The organism is Empedobacter sp. ULE_I140, assembly GCF_053482575.1.
This window is the reverse complement of record NZ_JBQMTX010000001.1, coordinates 2140723-2158555: the sequence shown is the minus strand read 5'-3', so window position 1 is coordinate 2158555 and position 17833 is coordinate 2140723. Positions and strand designations below refer to the sequence as shown.

General features: G+C 30.9%; 19 protein-coding genes. 6 read left to right on the top strand and 13 right to left on the bottom strand.

Annotated features, from left to right (window positions below; translation table 11 throughout):
• Window positions 1-19 precede the first annotated feature (19 nt).
• Genes ACTS9J_RS10295 through ACTS9J_RS10280 form a run of 4 tightly spaced genes read right to left on the bottom strand, consistent with a single transcriptional unit; the run spans window position 20 to window position 2264 of the window.
• Window positions 20-946: an alpha/beta hydrolase gene (locus ACTS9J_RS10295; RefSeq protein ID WP_448353196.1), complete on the bottom strand. Its 927-nt coding sequence runs from the start codon at window positions 944-946 to the stop codon at window positions 20-22.
• Window positions 943-1539 carry a hypothetical protein gene (locus ACTS9J_RS10290; protein WP_448353195.1) on the bottom strand — a complete coding sequence of 199 codons (597 nt, stop codon included), beginning with the start codon at window positions 1537-1539 and terminating at the stop codon, window positions 943-945. Before ACTS9J_RS10290 ends, ACTS9J_RS10295 begins: the two co-directional genes overlap by 4 nt.
• Window positions 1520-1999, bottom strand: a complete 480-nt coding sequence (locus ACTS9J_RS10285; RefSeq protein WP_448353194.1) for a PH domain-containing protein — start codon at window positions 1997-1999, stop codon at window positions 1520-1522. Before ACTS9J_RS10285 ends, ACTS9J_RS10290 begins: the two co-directional genes overlap by 20 nt.
• Window positions 1992-2264 carry a DUF2089 family protein gene (locus ACTS9J_RS10280; protein ID WP_038331614.1) on the bottom strand — a complete coding sequence of 91 codons (273 nt, stop codon included), beginning with the start codon at window positions 2262-2264 and terminating at the stop codon, window positions 1992-1994. The genes ACTS9J_RS10285 and ACTS9J_RS10280 overlap by 8 nt, the downstream gene beginning before the upstream one ends.
• Before the next feature lie 125 nt (window positions 2265-2389).
• On the opposite strand from ACTS9J_RS10280, the gene ACTS9J_RS10275 reads away from it, so the two are divergent.
• On the top strand, window positions 2390-2932 hold the full coding sequence (locus tag ACTS9J_RS10275; RefSeq protein WP_219034590.1) for a lipocalin family protein: 543 nt from the start codon (window positions 2390-2392) through the stop codon (window positions 2930-2932).
• A 60-nt stretch (window positions 2933-2992) separates the two neighbouring features.
• On the opposite strand, the gene ACTS9J_RS10270 is transcribed toward ACTS9J_RS10275, so the two are convergent.
• Together ACTS9J_RS10270 and ACTS9J_RS10265 are read right to left on the bottom strand one after the other, a co-directional pair.
• Window positions 2993-4363: a peptidylprolyl isomerase gene (locus tag ACTS9J_RS10270; RefSeq protein WP_291053327.1), complete on the bottom strand. Its 1371-nt coding sequence runs from the start codon at window positions 4361-4363 to the stop codon at window positions 2993-2995.
• 136 nt (window positions 4364-4499) lie between these two features.
• Window positions 4500-5366, bottom strand: a complete 867-nt coding sequence (locus ACTS9J_RS10265) for a hydroxymethylglutaryl-CoA lyase (RefSeq protein WP_125350348.1) — start codon at window positions 5364-5366, stop codon at window positions 4500-4502.
• Window positions 5367-5430: 64 nt separating this feature from the next.
• Here ACTS9J_RS10265 and pepT point away from each other — a divergent pair, with 64 nt between their 5' ends.
• Both pepT and ACTS9J_RS10255 read left to right on the top strand, forming a co-directional pair.
• A complete protein-coding gene (pepT, locus tag ACTS9J_RS10260; RefSeq protein WP_221855767.1) occupies window positions 5431-6672 on the top strand; it encodes a peptidase T in 1242 nt (413 codons plus the stop codon).
• Between the two features lie 88 nt (window positions 6673-6760).
• The gene (locus tag ACTS9J_RS10255) at window positions 6761-7429 is read left to right on the top strand and encodes a head GIN domain-containing protein (RefSeq protein ID WP_125350349.1); all 669 of its coding nucleotides are present in this window, start codon (window positions 6761-6763) and stop codon (window positions 7427-7429) included.
• 33 nt (window positions 7430-7462) lie between these two features.
• Here the strand turns inward: ACTS9J_RS10255 and ACTS9J_RS10250 are convergent, their stop codons facing one another.
• Window positions 7463-8554, bottom strand: a complete 1092-nt coding sequence (locus ACTS9J_RS10250) for a DUF3810 family protein (protein WP_448353193.1) — start codon at window positions 8552-8554, stop codon at window positions 7463-7465.
• A complete protein-coding gene (locus tag ACTS9J_RS10245; protein WP_115002064.1) occupies window positions 8535-9509 on the bottom strand; it encodes a bile acid:sodium symporter family protein in 975 nt (324 codons plus the stop codon). The genes ACTS9J_RS10250 and ACTS9J_RS10245 overlap by 20 nt, the downstream gene beginning before the upstream one ends.
• 169 nt (window positions 9510-9678) lie before the next feature.
• Here ACTS9J_RS10245 and ACTS9J_RS10240 point away from each other — a divergent pair, with 169 nt between their 5' ends.
• Window positions 9679-10017: a hypothetical protein gene (locus ACTS9J_RS10240; protein ID WP_038331633.1), complete on the top strand. Its 339-nt coding sequence runs from the start codon at window positions 9679-9681 to the stop codon at window positions 10015-10017.
• 151 nt (window positions 10018-10168) lie between these two features.
• The gene (gene uvrA, locus ACTS9J_RS10235; RefSeq protein WP_448353192.1) at window positions 10169-12970 is read left to right on the top strand and encodes an excinuclease ABC subunit UvrA; all 2802 of its coding nucleotides are present in this window, start codon (window positions 10169-10171) and stop codon (window positions 12968-12970) included.
• Between the two features lie 41 nt (window positions 12971-13011).
• On the opposite strand, the gene ACTS9J_RS10230 is transcribed toward uvrA, so the two are convergent.
• From ACTS9J_RS10230 to ACTS9J_RS10210, 5 genes are all read right to left on the bottom strand, one after another.
• The gene (locus tag ACTS9J_RS10230) at window positions 13012-13476 is read right to left on the bottom strand and encodes an OsmC family protein (RefSeq protein WP_219034594.1); all 465 of its coding nucleotides are present in this window, start codon (window positions 13474-13476) and stop codon (window positions 13012-13014) included.
• Window positions 13477-13572: 96 nt separating this feature from the next.
• The gene (locus ACTS9J_RS10225; RefSeq protein ID WP_448353191.1) at window positions 13573-14298 is read right to left on the bottom strand and encodes a hypothetical protein; all 726 of its coding nucleotides are present in this window, start codon (window positions 14296-14298) and stop codon (window positions 13573-13575) included.
• Window positions 14295-15104, bottom strand: a complete 810-nt coding sequence (locus ACTS9J_RS10220; RefSeq protein WP_038330640.1) for a hypothetical protein — start codon at window positions 15102-15104, stop codon at window positions 14295-14297. The genes ACTS9J_RS10225 and ACTS9J_RS10220 overlap by 4 nt, the downstream gene beginning before the upstream one ends.
• Window positions 15105-15126: 22 nt before the next feature.
• The gene (locus ACTS9J_RS10215; protein ID WP_219034596.1) at window positions 15127-15954 is read right to left on the bottom strand and encodes a hypothetical protein; all 828 of its coding nucleotides are present in this window, start codon (window positions 15952-15954) and stop codon (window positions 15127-15129) included.
• Window positions 15947-16510, bottom strand: a complete 564-nt coding sequence (locus ACTS9J_RS10210; RefSeq protein ID WP_448353190.1) for an RNA polymerase sigma factor — start codon at window positions 16508-16510, stop codon at window positions 15947-15949. Before ACTS9J_RS10210 ends, ACTS9J_RS10215 begins: the two co-directional genes overlap by 8 nt.
• Before the next feature lie 313 nt (window positions 16511-16823).
• Here ACTS9J_RS10210 and ACTS9J_RS10205 point away from each other — a divergent pair, with 313 nt between their 5' ends.
• Window positions 16824-17774, top strand: coding sequence for a M20/M25/M40 family metallo-hydrolase (locus ACTS9J_RS10205; RefSeq protein WP_448353189.1), 951 nt, complete (start codon window positions 16824-16826; stop codon window positions 17772-17774).
• The last annotated feature ends 59 nt before the right edge of the window (window positions 17775-17833 follow it).

The following is a 17833-nucleotide window of genomic DNA, read 5'->3' as shown; positions in this document are numbered from 1 at the left end:
TTTGCTTTGTCTTTTATAGTTAGTTTTTGAGGATAAAATTAGAAATGAATTCTACTAATTCTATATTTATTGGAAGTTCTGGGTTGTTGTAAGAAGATAAATCATCTTTTGAAGTAACATTTTTTAAAACGTGATTCATCCCTTTGATAATAACAGCAGATTTAGGAGATAGGTTTTTAGCGTTCTCCGTATCAACTTGAATATCCACATCACCTTGAATCACTAAAAAAGGAATAGTTAATTTATTGATTTCATTTACAGGATTATATTTAATCCAAGAAATTAAATAAGGTTGTACACTTTTACGAAATAATGAAGATAAATTAGGATTAATATTATTTACAGTATTTCCATTTTTCAAAGAATCTATAATAGCATACGATTCGGTTTTTAATTGTTCAGGAAGTAGATTTAATTGTTTTTTAAGTATTTGGTCAATAGATTCTCCTGCACCAGAAATCGAGATGAATTTGTCGACATTTTTTGAAGATGCAAGCATTCCAATTAATGAACCTTCGCTGTGTCCAGCTATTGAAATAGAACCAAATCTTTTATCTTTTTTTAAGAAAGTTATCCAATTCCTTGCGTCCTCAACGTAATCATCAAATGTAAGTTTAGACTCGTCCAAATTAGCAATAGAACTTTCTCCGATTCCTCTTTTGTCATAGCGAATAGATGCAATTCCTTTTTCAGCTAAACTATGAGCTAAATATTTCAAAGAGTTATTAATCATCATATTATTGTTTCCATTTCTATCTGTTGGTCCAGAACCAGAAATTAATAAAACAATTGGTATTTTAGATTTTGCATTTTGAGGTAAACATAATGTTCCAAATAATTTAACTTGATTTTCGTTAAGTTGAATATCTGATTCTGTGAAATCATTTTTTGATTGACCAAAAACTGTAGAACAAATAAGTATAAAGAAAAATAAAACTTTTTTCATATTTTTTGTGGTATTAATAATGATAATATTGTGGTTAAAACAATGATAAATAACAAGGTAGCAATGAAAGCAAAAACTTGTTTTGTATTTTTCATGTTTGTAACAGTTTTGAAACCTATGTATAAAAAATAGAGCATTATACACAAGAAAAATATCGCAATAAAAGCTACAATTACAAGTACAATCATTGTTGGGGCTTCATGTAAAACTTCGAGATTATTTGTTGTAATTCCTTTTAGAACTTTGTTCATACTTTTGTTTACAATTGGAATAAAATCCGTTATGAATACAATGTAATAAGCGATTCTTGAGATTAAAACAACGTTTACAATGTCTATAATTCGTGTTCTGTTATTGATGATTTTTCCTAAAATATAAAATAGGAGAATAGCAATCGCTAGATTTCTCGTATTTTGATACAACAAATCGAGATAAGAATAAGGAATTCCATTTTTCTTGATGCTTAAAAAATCAGGGAAAAAAGATTCAGTAATTTTGGCGATATAAGTGAAAAAGAAATGCGAAAATAGCCCAATAATGAATAGTATTTTTTCATCGAAATATGCAAATGGATTAAGGAGTTTTTTTATCATTTTTTAGTGTATTTATTGTGTTAACAAATTCATCTGGCTGATCGCAGCTCACCAAATATTTTACATTTTCTAATTCAATAGCAACAAGTTTTGTACGATTTTTTATATTGCATCGATAATTGTCCATAGATCTTCCTATCAAACCTATAAATCCTCTGCATCCAACGATTATCAAATTATTTTGAGATTTTCTTGTAATAACTTTCACTTCATTTATCGGAATAATATTCGTTTTTATTTTTGAAATAAGATAAATATTATTCAAATCAACTTTAATTTTATTTAAAGAGATTAAATAATAATACGCAAACAATGGATAAATAATGATTGCATAAATCACCGCAACATATACTTCTGTTTCTTTAAACAATATTCCTCCAATTAAGATTAATAATACAATTAAAATAGCAGTTGTAACCTTAAAAAATAGCGACATCGATACTGAAAATTCTTTATTCATCGGACATTGTTTTTATTTTATTAATCAAATCATCTACTTTATTTCGCATGGTTGGATAGCTGACTTCAAATTCTTTCGCCATGTCTTTTAAACTTCCTGAGTTGACAAAGAATTGCATAATAAATGCTTGTTCTTCATTTGTAAGTTTCAGAAATAAAGGAAGTTCATAGTTTCCTACAACTTGTGTTTCGCAATGGTTGCAAATTAATTTTTCGACCGCTAATTCTTCGGCACAGCTGGGACATATAACAGGAAGTTTTTTCATTTGGTTAAATAATATTAAAATTAATTTTAATAAAGTTAAATGAAATTTTAATTAATTCAAAATTTGAAATCATATTTTTTCAACTTTAATATTATTGATACATTTGCAACCTAAGTTTTAGTAAAATGAATTTTAAGAAATTAGCCCTTGCAGCATTAGCGTTAGGGACAACAGCATATATCGTTAATCACAATAAGAAAAATGTAAAATACAAACCTGCTCAAAATTTTGATTTAGGTGGATTTTTAGGACGTTGGTACGAAATTGCACGTTTGGAAAATAAAGCACAAAAAGGACAAACAAATGTGACGCATCGTTTTAATTTGAACGAAGAAAATGGGCAATTGGAAGTGATTGTGCGCGGCTACAATGCGAAGAAAAAAGGGTGGGAAAAGATTGAAGGAATTGCAGCACAAGATATCGAAAATGTTGGGTTGTTCTCGACAACGTTTTTACCAATTTTAGCAAAAAAATTATATGTAATTGATTTTGATAAAGATTACAATAATGTATTAGTTGCAAGTGAAGATTATAAAAAGTTATGGATTCTATCGCGTAAGAAAGAGATTTCGGATAAGGTAAAAGACAGATTTTTTGATTCGGCAAAGAAAGTAGGATTTGATCCAAGTAAGTTAATTTGGCCTTCTCAAGTTCCGATTGCGAAATAAGATTATTTATTTTTAAGACATAAAAAAAACCTCGAGAATTTCTCGAGGTTTTTTGTTTTATTATTTTTGGTTTTTCTTTTCCCAATCGATCGGGAAATTACAACTTTGGTATTCTTTTCCAATTTTAATGTAAGCATCACCAACTTGACGTTTTACCCAATCCATCAACAATGTACGTTCTTTATCTTGAACCGCAAATTTCTGAATTCTATAGTAATCATCTTGATAATTGATTTTATGCTCTGGATAAAATTTATTGATTTTTAAGATTCTTAAAGCTTTTCTGTTATCAAAATCATCTTCGAAAACTTGAGAAATATCTCCTTCATTTAATGTTGCAATTGCTGTAAACATTGGTAGAGGCAAAGCCATTTTCTCGAAACGATCGTCACCAGAATTTTGGTTCATGATATTTCCTGAGTTAAATTTTGTGTATTTATCATCAGAAAATCTTAATGCAGCATCTTTAAATGTCATTTTTCCGTCGTTAATTAAAACTCGAATTGAATCTAATTTATTATAAGCCTTTTTTATTTCGTCTTCTGTTGGTTTCAACGTAATCAAGATATGGCGCAAATCTAATTCTTGTCCACGACGTTTTTCTAACTTAATAATATGATATCCAAAATCAGTTTTGAATGGATCAGAAATTTCACCTTCTTGTAGGTTAAACGCCACCGCATCAAACTCTTTTACCATTTTACCACGAGAAACTTTTTTGTATTCACCTCCGTTACTTGCAGAACCTGGATCTTCTGAATATAAAATTGCTTTCGTTGCAAAAGAAGCACCTTCTTCAATTTCTTTTTTGATTTCTTTTAATTGATCAATAATCTTTTGTTGATTTTCTTGCGAAACTTCAGGATAAGTTACAATATGGCTAATCGAAACTTCGTCTTTTACGTCTGGTAACTCACCTTGGTGTTTTTCGAAAAACAAACGAACTTCTTCTGGCGTAGCATCAGCACCTTTTACAACCATTTCTCTTTTGTTACGTGCATAAATATTATCTTCTACGATATATTTAGTTTCGTTTTTCATTTCCGCCATTGTACGGAATCCGAAATAGTCTAAAATTTGTTTTTCTCCTCCAGCTTGAGCAATCCAACCTTCGATTTGGTTGTTTAATTGACGAGTTACCTCATCTTGTGTCACTTTGATTAAAGTATCTTGTTTTGCACGATCAACCAACATTTTGTCTAACATAATGTCATTTAGGAAATCACATTTGTCTTCGACTTGCATCCCTTGTTGTTTTGACATTAAATAATCTCGATCTACATCAGACTCTAAAACAATCTGATCTCCGACAACAGCAGCTATACCATCTACTTTAGCAAGACGTTTTGGTGTTGGTTTTGCTGTTTGTGCAAAAGTATTTACCGTAAATAATGCTGCAATTAGCAACATCATACTCGATTTAAATTTCATATACTTTAATTTCATTTTAATATTCTAAGCTCGATAAAAAAACTTACCGATGAGCAAATTTAACTTTTTTTGTTAAAGTCCAACATATTTTAATTTCCTTTAACAAAAGAATTGATTTTTTAGTTTATTGTTAAGATTAAACTAAGCCAAATGTACGCAAAGAAACATTCCAAGCAGATTCGAAATCAAAAAGATTCAAACCATGTTTTTCTTTGTGCTCATTTGCGAAACTAATTAATTTCTCGGTTGGCATATTTCCGACCATATCACTTTTTGACATTGGACATCCGCCCAAACCTTTTATAGCGCCATCAAAACGACGACAACCATTATCATAAGCGGCTTGTACTTTGGAATGCCATTCGGTATAAACGGTATGAAAATGTGCGCCAAATTCAATTTCTGGATAATGAGGAATCAAATTTTGGAACAAATCAACAATTGTTTTTTCGTCTGCAACACCAATTGTATCTGATAGATTGATTGAAGAAATTCCGATATCCGCCATTTTTTTAGACCATTCTTTTACGATTTCTTCATTCCAAGTTTCTCCATAAGGGTTTCCAAACGCCATCGAAAGATAAATTAACATATGTTTACCATTATCATTTGAGATTTGGTTGATTTCTTTCACCATTTCAAACGCTTCTTCACGACTTTTATTCGTGTTGAATTGTTGAAAATTCTCTGAAATAGAAAAAGGAAATCCAATAATATCCACTTTTTCGTGTTCTGCAGCTTTCATTGCGCCACTTTTATTGGCAACAACAACAGATAATTTCGATTTTGAATTGGTTTTATCAATATTATCTAAAACTTCTTTTGTGTCCGCCATCTGTGGAATCGCTTTTGGCGAAACAAAACTTCCACAATCTATCGCTTCAAAACCAACAGTCAATAAACGATTTAAGTAATCGATTTTCTTATCAGTCGGAATAAAATCTTTGCGTCCTTGCATTGCATCACGAGGACATTCAATAATTTTAAAAGTTAGCTCACTCATTTTTTTGGTTTATTTGCGCCTTAAAGGTAGATAATTTAGTAATTTTGACAAAAATTAAAACGCAATGCAAACAGAATGGAGAGAAAAGTTGGTAACACGCTTTTTGAAATATGTTAAAACTTACACTGAAAGTGAAGCTTTTTTAGATAAATTTCCAAGTACAGACCGTCAATGGGATTTAGCAAATTATTTGGTTGAAGAGTTAAAACAAATCGGTTTAGAAGATGTTTCAATAGATGAAAACGGGTATGTTTTTGGATATGTTCCTTCTACAGTTGATCACGAAGTGCCTACAATTGGGTTTGTTTCTCATATGGATACATCGCCAGATTTTTCTGGAGAAAATGTACAACCTCAAATTTGGGAAAATTACGATGGTGGAGATATCAAATTGAACGAATCAATGATTTTATCACCAAACGAGTTCCCTGAATTATCTCAATATAAAGGTCAAACAATCATTACAACTGATGGTACAACATTATTAGGTGCTGATGATAAAGCTGGTGTTGCTGAAATTGTAACAGCTGCAGAATATTTGATTGCTCATCCAGAAATTAAACATGGACGTATCGCTATTGGATTTACACCTGACGAAGAGGTTGGTCGTGGTGCAGATTTCTTTAATGTAGAGAAATTTGGTGCTGAATGGGGTTACACAATGGATGGTTCTGAAATTGGAGAATTAGAGTACGAAAACTTTAATGCTGCATCTGGAATTGTGACAATCAAAGGTAAATCTGTTCACCCAGGTTATGCAAAAGATAAGATGATTAATGCATCTAATATTGCAATGGAGTTTGCTGCACAATTACCAAACGACGAAGTTCCTGAATTAACTGATGGTCGCGAAGGATTCTTTCATTTAGCTAAAATTACAGGAAATGTATCTGAAGCAAAAATGGTTTATATTATCCGTGATCACGATATGGAGCAATATGAAGCGCGTAAAGCTTTATTTTTACAAATTGCTGCTGATATTCAAGAGCGTTTTGATCATGAAGTAATTACAGCAGAAGTTTCTGATCAATATTTTAATATGATTGAGAAAGTAAAAGAGAAATTCCAATCTGTTGAAATTGCAGAACACGCTTTGAAAGATTGTGGAGTTACGCCAAACATCAAACCAATTCGTGGAGGTACAGATGGTGCTCGTTTATCTTTTATGGGATTACCTTGTCCTAATATCTTTGCTGGAGGTCATAATTTCCACGGACCTTACGAATATGTTCCGGTAGAATCTATGGAAAAAGCAACAGAAATTATTGTACGTATTGCAGAATTAACAGCTGAAGGAGCGAAATAATTCTTACAATATATCTTAAAAATAACTTAAGTTTTCTTTTTTGGTTTAAATTTTGCATAATTTCAAATCAAATTAGAAAACTTTTTTTATGAAAAATATCGTATTATCAGCAGCCGCTATATTTTGTTCAACTTTTGCATTTGCGCAAGAAGAGATAAATGTTGGAGATTTTAATATCTTAAAAGTTTATGATAAAATTCCAGTTGAATTAATTTCATCAAACGAAAACCTAGTGAAAGTAGATGGAGTTAATGCGAGCGATGTTCAAGTTGAAAATAACAAAGGTGAACTGAAATTGAAAATGACAGGAACCAAATTGATGCAAGGAGGAGAAGCAACGGTTAAGGTTTATTACAAATCATTATACGAAATTCAGGCAAGTCAAGGTTCTCGCATTTATTCTGATGATGTTGTAAAATCACAAGCATTGTATTTGACATCTAACGAAGGTTCATCTATCAAATTACCAATCGAAACATCAAAATTAGAAGTCAAAATAAATTCTGGTGCTGAAGTAATTTTAACTGGTGATACTGAATTTCAGACTGTAATTGCAAATTCTGGAGGGAAATATTATTCGAAAACATTAAATTCTGATACAGCAAGTTTAACAACAAATGCAGGAGGAGTAATAGAAGCGAGAGCGGAGAAATCTGTAGATGCAAAAACTAGAGCAGGAGGAGTGATTGATATTTATGGTAATCCAACGCAACGTAATCAGAAAAAATTAGCTGGTGGAAAAATTAATTTTAAATGATTTAGAACTTTAACAATAATATAAAAGCAACGATTAATTCGTTGCTTTTTTTGTCTGATATAACAAATAAATCAATTCGACATATTTGCTATAACTTATAGTTCCTTCTTGATTATTAGCCTTCAAAAACTGATTATTTAACTCAGAAAAAGTATCGCTCGTAACACCTTCATATTTCAAATAATGTTTTAATTCGGCTTTTCTGTCTTGCTTTATTTTAGAATGCATATTATCCAATTCCATTTTCACAAAATACGGATCAGATTTGTAAATAGCACCTAAAAGCGTATAAATACTTTTATAATAAAACGAATAATTAATTTCAGGATTTCTAGATTTTGTACCTAAATAATAAGCTAAAAAATTAGCTTCACTTTCTGATGCAAATCCCATTTGGTGTCCATATTCGTGGAAAAGTATTGCAGGTTGTTTCAAATTTGTATTGTATCTGTTCAGATTTGCTTCTGCCGTAAAAGGGTTATAGTATCCCAAAATACCCATATAATTTTGCATTTCCGAAATCCAAGATAATTTGTATTGTGTATCTTTTAATAATCGATAATTTTTTAACCATTTTACATTATTTACTTGGTGTTGTAAAGCAAAAAATTCTTGATTATAATCTTTTAAATTAGATTTGAATTTTATCGTTGTTGTTGAATCATTGTGTTCGATTAAATTTCTTGCTGATATTGCTTTATCAAGTTCGTAGCAATAGATTTCTTTCAGAATTTTAGGTTGAATAACGATTTTTTCTTTGTCAATAGTTAACGTTTGTTTTTTGTACATCACGCTCCAAGCAAACGTGTAAATAAAATAGATACAGTTTACAAAAATCATAATGCAATAAATTGAATGCGAAACTTTTTCTTTCGATTTGAAAAAACTTCGAATCAATTTAAAAATCAATACAAAACCGATTATTCCAATGATTAAATAAAACAATTCTCCAACAGGAAAATGAACTGAATTCGTAATTTTTGCAATAAATCCTGAAATTGGAAATGTAAGATGATTGACGATGAAATCATCAACGCTTTCGATTGAAAATAGTATCGAAAATAAAATAATTTGAAATAGAAAAATAAGGATACTTCGATAAGTTTTATTCAACTTCTTTAGCATATTGATTAGCGATATAACTGATATAAATTAACTGAAAAGTGTGGTAAAGCATAACCGGAATCAAATAAATACCGATATCTCCCGTAAAAATAACTGCTGCAATTACCGAGCCATGAACCAATGATTTTTTAGTCGAACAAAATTGAATTGTGATATCATCTTCTCGATTAAAATTCATTTTCTTACCAATCCATTTTGAAAGTTTGAAAAAGAAAAAGAATAACGCAACTACAATTATGAAAACTGCCAACAACGGAAGAACGCCTAATTTTGTAAATAATCCATCCAAAAAAGTATGACTAAAACTGTTGTAAACAATAAGTACAATGGTTAGTTTATCTAAATTACCGAATTGCTTTTTATATTTATTGTAAAAGAACCCTAAATAAGGTTGAAGAAGAGCTCCGATAAAAACAGGTAAAATAATTTTAAGAACTAAATCCAAAAAAGTTCCTAATAAATCAAATTCACCATTACTTTTTGATAAAAACAAACTCATCCAAAGCGGTGTAACAACAATACCTATTAGTCCAGAAATACTTGCGTTAAAGATAGCACTTGGTATATTTCCTTTCGCAATAGAAACCATTACAACTGACGAAGAAACTGTACTTGGTAACGCGGCTAAATAAAATATTGCGACATACAGAGTAAAATAAATTGGGTAATTTTTTATGAAAGGATAGAAACACAAGACTAATAATGGAAAAAATATAAATGTGATGGATTGAATCAAGACATGCATTTTCCAATTTGCTAAATCTTTAAAAACTTCTTTCCAATTAAGTTTTAATCCATAAAAAAAGAATACTAAGATAACTCCAATATCAATTATTGTATTCAGATTGAAATCCTTGTAAGACCACAAACTAATATCTGGGAAAAAATATGCGACAACAATGGCAACGAATAAAAACAGAATAAAAGGGTCGGGTAATTTATTTAGAATTTTCAAAATCAATAAAATTTAAACAAAAATAATAAATAAGATGATAAACATTTACTAAATATTTACTAAATATTTAATACTTTCGTTTTAAAGTAGAAAAGGGTATAATGTTAAGTATTTGTAAATTGATTAACTTTTTTTTATATTTGTATTTAAATAACCTAAAATCTATCTTATGAATACGTGTCTTCAATGTAACCAAACTTTATTTGGTCGAAAAGACAAAAAGTTTTGTAACGATTTTTGTCGAAATTCTTATAATAATAATCTTAATCGTGATAAAGTAGAAATTGTACGAAATATTAACAACAGATTAAGAAAAAATAATCGTATCTTAAAAACTTTATTAGAAGAAGGAGCTCGTTCGGTAAATAAAAACGAATTGAGTTTGAGAAACTTTGATTTTAAGTACATTACAAATGTAGATGAATCAAAAAATGGCACAATTTTTTATGTGTACGATGTTGGATATCAAGAGTTAAACGAAGAAAATTATTTATTATTTCAGGAATAAATTTTTATTTTTTTATTGAAAAAAGCGCGTCAACATGTTGATGCGCTTTTATATTTTAACTAAATCTGTTCTTTTTTATACGTTATATTTTATGACTAATTTTTGTTGCGATTAAGTTTAACTTTCTAAAATAACTTAACTTTGTGCCAAGATGAAAAAAGATATCAATCAACTTGATCCGAAAGAATTTATTCTGATTAAAGGTGCAAAATTGCACAACTTAAAAAACATTGATTTAGCGATTCCAAAAAATAAATTAGTCGTGATTACTGGGATGTCTGGTTCTGGGAAATCTACTTTGGCTTTTGATACGTTGTATGCGGAAGGTCAGCGTCGTTATGTCGAAAGTTTATCGTCTTATGCACGTCAGTTTTTAGGAAAATTGGATAAACCTCAAGTTGATTATATCAAAGGAATAGCGCCTGCAATAGCGATTCAACAAAAAGTAAATTCTACGAATCCGCGTTCTACAGTTGGAACAACGACAGAAGTTTACGATTATCTAAAGTTGTTGTACGCACGAATTGGGAAAACATATTCACCGATTACGGGAGAATTAGTTCAAAAAGATTCGGTGACAGATGTAATTGATTATCTAAAAACTTTTGCGGCTGAAACTAAATTTATTCTTCAAATAAAATTAGTTGTGCCAGAGGAACGTTCGTTTGTTGAACATTTAAACATTCTTCAACAACAAGGGTTTACACGTTTGAGTGTAGATGGAAATCAAGTGAAAATTGAAGATTTAATTTCATTTAATTTCGAACCTCAACCCGAAAATGATATTCATCTTGTCATTGATCGTATCGCTTTGCCAACAGAGGACGAAGAATCTTTTTATCATCGTTTGGCAGATTCTATCGAGACGGCTTTTTTTGAAGGAAAAGGAGAAATAGCGATTGTAAATGTAGAAGATAATTCGGTAAAATATTTCTCAAATAAATTCGAATCAAATGGTTTGATTTTTAATGAACCAACTATTCATTTCTTTAGTTTCAATAATCCTTATGGAGCTTGTCCAACTTGCGAAGGTTACGGGAAAGTAATTGGAGTTGAGGAGAATCTTGTCGTTCCAAATAAATCGTTGTCAATCTACGAAGATGCGGTTGTAGCTTGGAAAGGTGAGAAAATGGGCGAGTGGAAAAATCATTTTATCAAACTTTCTCAAAAAGTAGATTTTCCAATTCATAAACCATATTTTGAGTTATCCGAAGAGCAAAAAGACTATTTGTGGCATGGAGATAACGACTGGGAAGGATTGGATGGTTTTTTTAAAATGGTTGAGGAGAATACATACAAAATTCAATATCGTGTAATGTTGTCTCGTTATCGTGGTAAAACAACTTGTCCAACTTGTAAAGGAAAGCGTTTGCGTAAGGAAACGAATTACGTGAAAATTGCGGATAAATCGATTAATGATTTGGTTGATTTACCTTTGAATGAGTTGAATGATTTCTTTACAAGTATTACATTTAACGAATATGATCAGCAAATTGCGGATCGAATTATATATGAGATTAAGTCGCGTTTAACGTTTTTGTTAGATGTTGGTTTAGAATATTTAACGCTAAATCGTGCTTCGAATACGTTGTCTGGAGGAGAATCACAACGTATCAATTTAGCAACTTCTTTGGGAAGTAGTTTGGTTGGTTCGATGTATGTGTTAGACGAGCCTTCGATTGGTTTACATTCGCGTGATACAGCTAAATTTATTACAATTTTACATCGTTTACGCGATTTAGGCAATACAGTGATTGTGGTAGAGCATGATGAAGATATCATGAAAGCTGCTGATTATATCATCGATATTGGTCCAGAAGCAGGAACAAATGGAGGTGAAGTAGTTTTTGAAGGAACCTATGATGAATTATTAAAAGGTGATACATTAACATCTAAATATTTGAACGGAAAATTAGAAATTGAAGTTCCTAAAAAACGTCTAAAATCTCCTAATTATTTGAAAATTATTGGAGCAAGAGAAAATAATCTAAAAAATATTGATGTTAAATTTCCTCTGAACGAATTAACCGTTATTACAGGTGTTTCGGGTTCAGGGAAATCTACCTTAATGAAAGATATTTTAGCACCAGCTGTTCAGCGTCATTTCGAGATTTTTGGAAATAAAATCGGTGATTTTGATGAGTTAGTTGGAGATCTGAAACAATTGGAAGGAATTGAGTTAATCGATCAAAATCCAATCGGGAAATCTTCGCGTTCTAATCCTGTGACGTATGTAAAAGCTTACGATGATATCCGAAATTTATTTGCCAATCAGAAAGCAAGTAAAGTGATGGGATTTCAACCAAAACATTTTTCGTTTAATGTAGATGGCGGACGTTGTGATGCATGTAAAGGAGAAGGGACAATTACCATCGAAATGCAGTTTATGGCTGATGTAGAGCTGGTTTGTGAAGATTGCCATGGCGAACGTTTCAAGAAAGAAATCTTAGAAGTTAAATTCGAAGGAAAATCGATTTCAGATATTTTAAATCTAACAATTGATGAAGCAATTGACTTTTTTGCAACGCATCAACAAAATAAAATTGTCGAGAAGCTGAAACCATTACAAGATGTTGGTTTGGGTTATGTAAAACTTGGGCAATCGTCGAATACGCTTTCTGGTGGAGAGGCACAACGTGTGAAGCTGGCTTTTTTCTTGACGAAAGGAGAAACGACAAATAAAACCTTGTTTATTTTTGATGAGCCTTCTACAGGTCTGCATTTCCATGATATTCAGAAGTTGATTAAAGCATTACGTGCTTTGATTGATTTGGGACATTCGGTTTTTGTAATCGAACATAATATGGATATTATCAAAGTTGCCGATTGGGTGATAGATCTTGGTCCAGAAGGAGGGAAGAAAGGCGGTTATTTGGTTGCCGAAGGTACACCAGAAGAAATTGTCAAAGTAATAGAGTCCTACACAGCTCAATTCTTAAAAGAGAAATTATAACAGAAATAAAATAAATTATTAAAACCGAGTTTAGCTCGGTTTTATTTTGCGTTACATTTTGGGTGATGATAAACAGGGAAATTGCACGAATTCGCAATAAAACACAATTCGTTTGCCTTTTTATGAAGTGAAAGCGCCAACTCGATTTGTGATGAATTAGAAATAATGATTTCAGGAAATAAATCTACTTTTATAATTTTTCCACTTCCATCAGGATTTATTTGCAATGTGGCCTCCGAATGATCTTGGTAAGAAATTACTTCGATTTTATGTTGTGTACAACAATATAAATACGACATCATATGACAAGAAGTCAAACTACTCAAAAGCAAATCTTCTGGATTGTATAAATTTGGATCACCTTTGAAAGTTTTCGCCGCAGAAACTTCTAAATCAGGTTTTCCTTCAATCGAAATGTAATGACTTTTTGTATAAATTCTGGTTGAAGAATCTGTTTGAGGCTCTTTCTTAATCCAATTTAGGGCAACTTTAAATAAATGATTCAAGGCTTAATTTTTATCAAAAATAATCTTTTCTAAAAGAAAAACACAACTGAGAATCCTCAATTGTGTTTTCAAAAAATGTTATAATTTATTTACTATTTACTTTCTTAAATAGACATTTCCATATTTCGAAGAAAATTCTTGCAATGGCTGTTTACCTACGTTTGCTGCAATTACAGAATGAAAATTATCTGATTTTATAGTTTTGATTGCAAAATCTAGATTCGTGTACATCTTCCCAAAAAAAGTTTCCACTTTTATTTCTCCAATTTGTTTTGCATTCATTGTTGCATCTACACTTCCATATGTTGATTGTGCGATAATTGGTGCATCAAAATTGATGACTTCAATTGTTCCATACGTTGACTCGATAGTCGTTTTCATATGTTCAGGAACTTTGATTTCCAATACAATATACATTTGTACTCCTGTAGAAACCGAAGAAGATTTAATGTCATTTGCATCAATATATTTTTGATAGTCCTCTTTGGTTTGAAATTGTTTTTTCTCATTACCAAAAGTTGCTGTCACTTGATTTGGAATGTCTTCTAGTTTTACAACTTTGCCTTCGATGGTTTTTCCTTGACTGTTTTTGCTTTCAGTTAACTTGAAATTCGAGTCATTTTTACCATTATTGATATTAACATTTCCAGAGATACTCACTTCGTTTTGTTTCCATGTTGTGATTTTAACGATTTGTGGATAATCAAATTTTAATGTTAATTCTTGACCTTTTTCAACTGAAAAATTCTTCTGAATTTTTGTTTGAGCGATTGATAAATTTGCCAATAAGCCCACTGCTAAAGATAAAATGACTGTTCTCATAACGCTCTCAAATATATTTTACTATAATCTGATCTGAAAAGGAAACTTGTTCCTCCGCCATTTAATGTTCCTGTTGCTTGATTGTTAATTTTTATCATTTCAGATGATTTATCAACTGTTTCTAATTTTAACGATAATTCAGGTGCAATCAAAATATCACCAAACGAAGTTGTTAATTTTACATTTGCTTTTGATGATTTCGGAATTGAAGCATCCACGTGACCATAGATAGATACAAGCGACAAAGGACCTTTTACATTTTGACTAAATTTAGCATCGATAGAACCATAAATCGTGTTGATTGTTGCAGGTCCTGTTACATTTTCTAACACTACATTGTTGTAACTTGCAGTTGCTTCAACTTCGTTTTCGATATTTTTGAATGTAATGGTACTTCCAAATTGAGATTGATGATTAAATGAAATTGTTACACCTTTTGGAACTAAAATTTTGATATTTGGAGGTGTCATTTGTTGTAGTTGTTTTACCTCGATTATACCATTTTTTTCTACAACATTTATTCCTAAATCAGTGTTGTCCTCAAGTCCTAATGAGTTGATCGAGCGCAATCCTTTTGCTCTTTCGTCATTATCTCGCGATCTTGTTTTTGTAGAAAAAACAATTTCGTTTCCGTTGTAACCTTCTACTGTTACTCGTCCAAGATCAAGGTTCATTTTTCCTTTACTTACAGCTAATTTGTACGTTTTCGAATTATCTTCATTCGCACTTTTCGATTCATTTTGTGCAAAAGTGTACGTAGACATCATCATAAAAGATGCAGCTACCAAAAATATTTTTCTTATCATTTTTTGATTTTTTTGTTAATTATTATTTTCTAAAAAGAACCGCGTACGCTTCGTCTTTCACAAACGGTTTTGTTGTAGGATCCAACACCATTTCTTGTAATTTATTTGTTAATTTCAAATCGATTTGATCGTTATTGATATGCGCAATCATTCCTATTAATTCCATTTGTACCATCGGATCATCTTGTTTCATAAAAATGTCTGTTAACTCTTTTGAAACGTCCGATTTAGGTAATTTTGAAGCAAGCGCTTCGAGTGCATTTAGTCGCACAATTGTATTGTTGTCATTTAAAGCTAAGTGGTATAAACTCTCTTTCAAATTGTGATCAATACTTGGTAAATCAGTTATTTTTGCAATTGCATCAATACGATTACTTGTTGATTCTTGATCATTTAATGAACTTAAAATTTCATTTTTAAGTGCTTCATCTATACCAATTAGTTCTTCTTTTGGTTGAACAATTTTTTCAACTTTTTTCTCTTTCTGAATTGTTACAAACTGAATTTCTTTTTTATTTTGTTCAGTTTTAATTTCAGTTGGATGAACAATTTCTGGTTGAATTTCTTCTACTTTTTTAACCTGCTTTTCTTTTACAATTTCAATTGTTTTTGGTGAATTTACTTGATCATTTTTTAATAAAAAATATCCACCAACACTCAATAAAACAAGCGCAGAAGCAGCAATACTCCAATTTTGAATTCTCCATTTCTTAGGCTGTTCAATTACCAAAGTTTTTTCTTCCTGTTTAGGAATCTCAGCCTGAATTCTTTTCCATAATTCTGCAGAAGGTTCTTTGTTTTCAAAGGCTTCTCTGTTTTTTTCGATATGTTTTTTTAAAGAATCATTCATTGCAAACGGTTTGTTGTAAGGTTTCGTAAATTTTCTTTTTTGCACGATGATATTTACTTCTCACCGTGTTGTGGCTCAATCCCAAAAGTTGAGCAATGTCTTCTTGCGGCATGTCTTCGAACAGAAATAGATTCACAATTGTTCTTGTATCCGTTGGTAATTCTTCAATTGCTTGTTGCAATTCTTCAATTTTACCATCCAACATTTGTTTTTCTTCCATGCTTTCTTCGCTGTCATCAATAATATTTGCTCCAGCAACATCAGAAAAATAAACATTGTTTTTTCGTAAATGTGAAATTGATTTATTAATCGCAACTCTACTGAACCAAGCACCTAAATTTTCGATGTTTTTCAACTTTTGAATATCAGAGAAAAGTGAAATAAAAATTTCTTGTGTCAAATCTTCCGCATCAGAAACTTCTGTGACCAAACGATAAACAGAATTGTAAACTGATTTCGAATAGCGATGATAGAGCTGAGTATAGCCAGCCTCTACACCAGATTCGCACCAATCTAATAGTTGTTTATCATTTATTGAAAAATTTTCTTTCTCCAAAATTTTCAAGGTTTCATTGTTGTTTCTATTGTATAGACGCAGCAAGTTTTTGAATGTTGCATCAATTTTTAAAAAAGTTTTTGAAATTTAACAATTATTGAATTATTCACCCTGATTTTCAGTGATAATAAGTAAAATTTTGAATATAAATTTTAAAAAGGTTTTAGTTGATAAAATTCTATTCTCGATACAATTCTTATTCATTCCATTCCTAAAAATCACTCGAATTGACGAATTTTAATTCAAAACGCGCAAGATATATTCTTGATTATTTTTCTATTTTTGTTAGACACATAGTTAGTCGAAATTGAATATGAAAAAAATAGTTATCATCTTATCTTTGGTTGTAGGAGCCAAGTCTTTTGCGCAAGAAATTGAAGTCAAAAATCTTAAAAAACACGTTTATTTTTTGGCTGATGACAAAATGAAAGGAAGAGGAACTGGAAGTGAAGAAAATTTGAAAGCTGCAAAATATATTGCAAAAGAATTCAAAAAATATAAACTTCAACCTTTAGGAGAAGATGGATATTTTCAAGGATTTGAGGCGAAGGTAAAAAAAGTAAAAGTTGTTGACAGTATTCGTTCTGCAAAAAATGTGATTGCTTTTTTAGATAATAAAGCGGAGAAAACGATTGTGATTGGTGCACATTACGACCATTTGGGAGAAGGAAAGCAAGGAAGTTCTTTGGCGAAAGATAGTTATGGAATGATTCACAATGGTGCTGATGATAACGTTTCTGGCGTTGCTGGTTTGTTAGAATTGGCAAGATTTTACAGTAAAAATAAAGTGACAGAACCTGTTAATTTTCTATTCATTGCTTTTGGTGCAGAGGAATTAGGTTTGGTAGGGTCACGTTATTTTGTGAAACATCCAACGTATGATTTATCGAAAGTGCATTGGATGTTAAACATGGATATGATTGGTCGTTTGAACAAAGAATCTGGCGTTTCAATTATAGGTTATGGAACTTCTCCAACTTTCGAAACAATTTTTAATGAAATTAATCCGACTGATTTTGTTAAATTTTATACAGGTTATGAAGGTAGAGGCGGTTCGGATCAAACTTCGTTTTATGAGAAAGATATTCCAGTTTTATTTTTCCATACAGGCGGTCACGACGATTATCACAAACCAACTGATGATGCAGATAAAGTAGATTATAAATCGTTGAAAGGAATTCTTAATCTCGAAAAAGCTGTGATTGAGGAAAGTTTTAAAATTGAAACGATGCCGTTTAGAAGCACTGATAAAACTGAAAAATAATTGATAAAAATCTAAAATTATTTTTTTTCAATCCGTATTTTTGCAACAAATTTCAACGA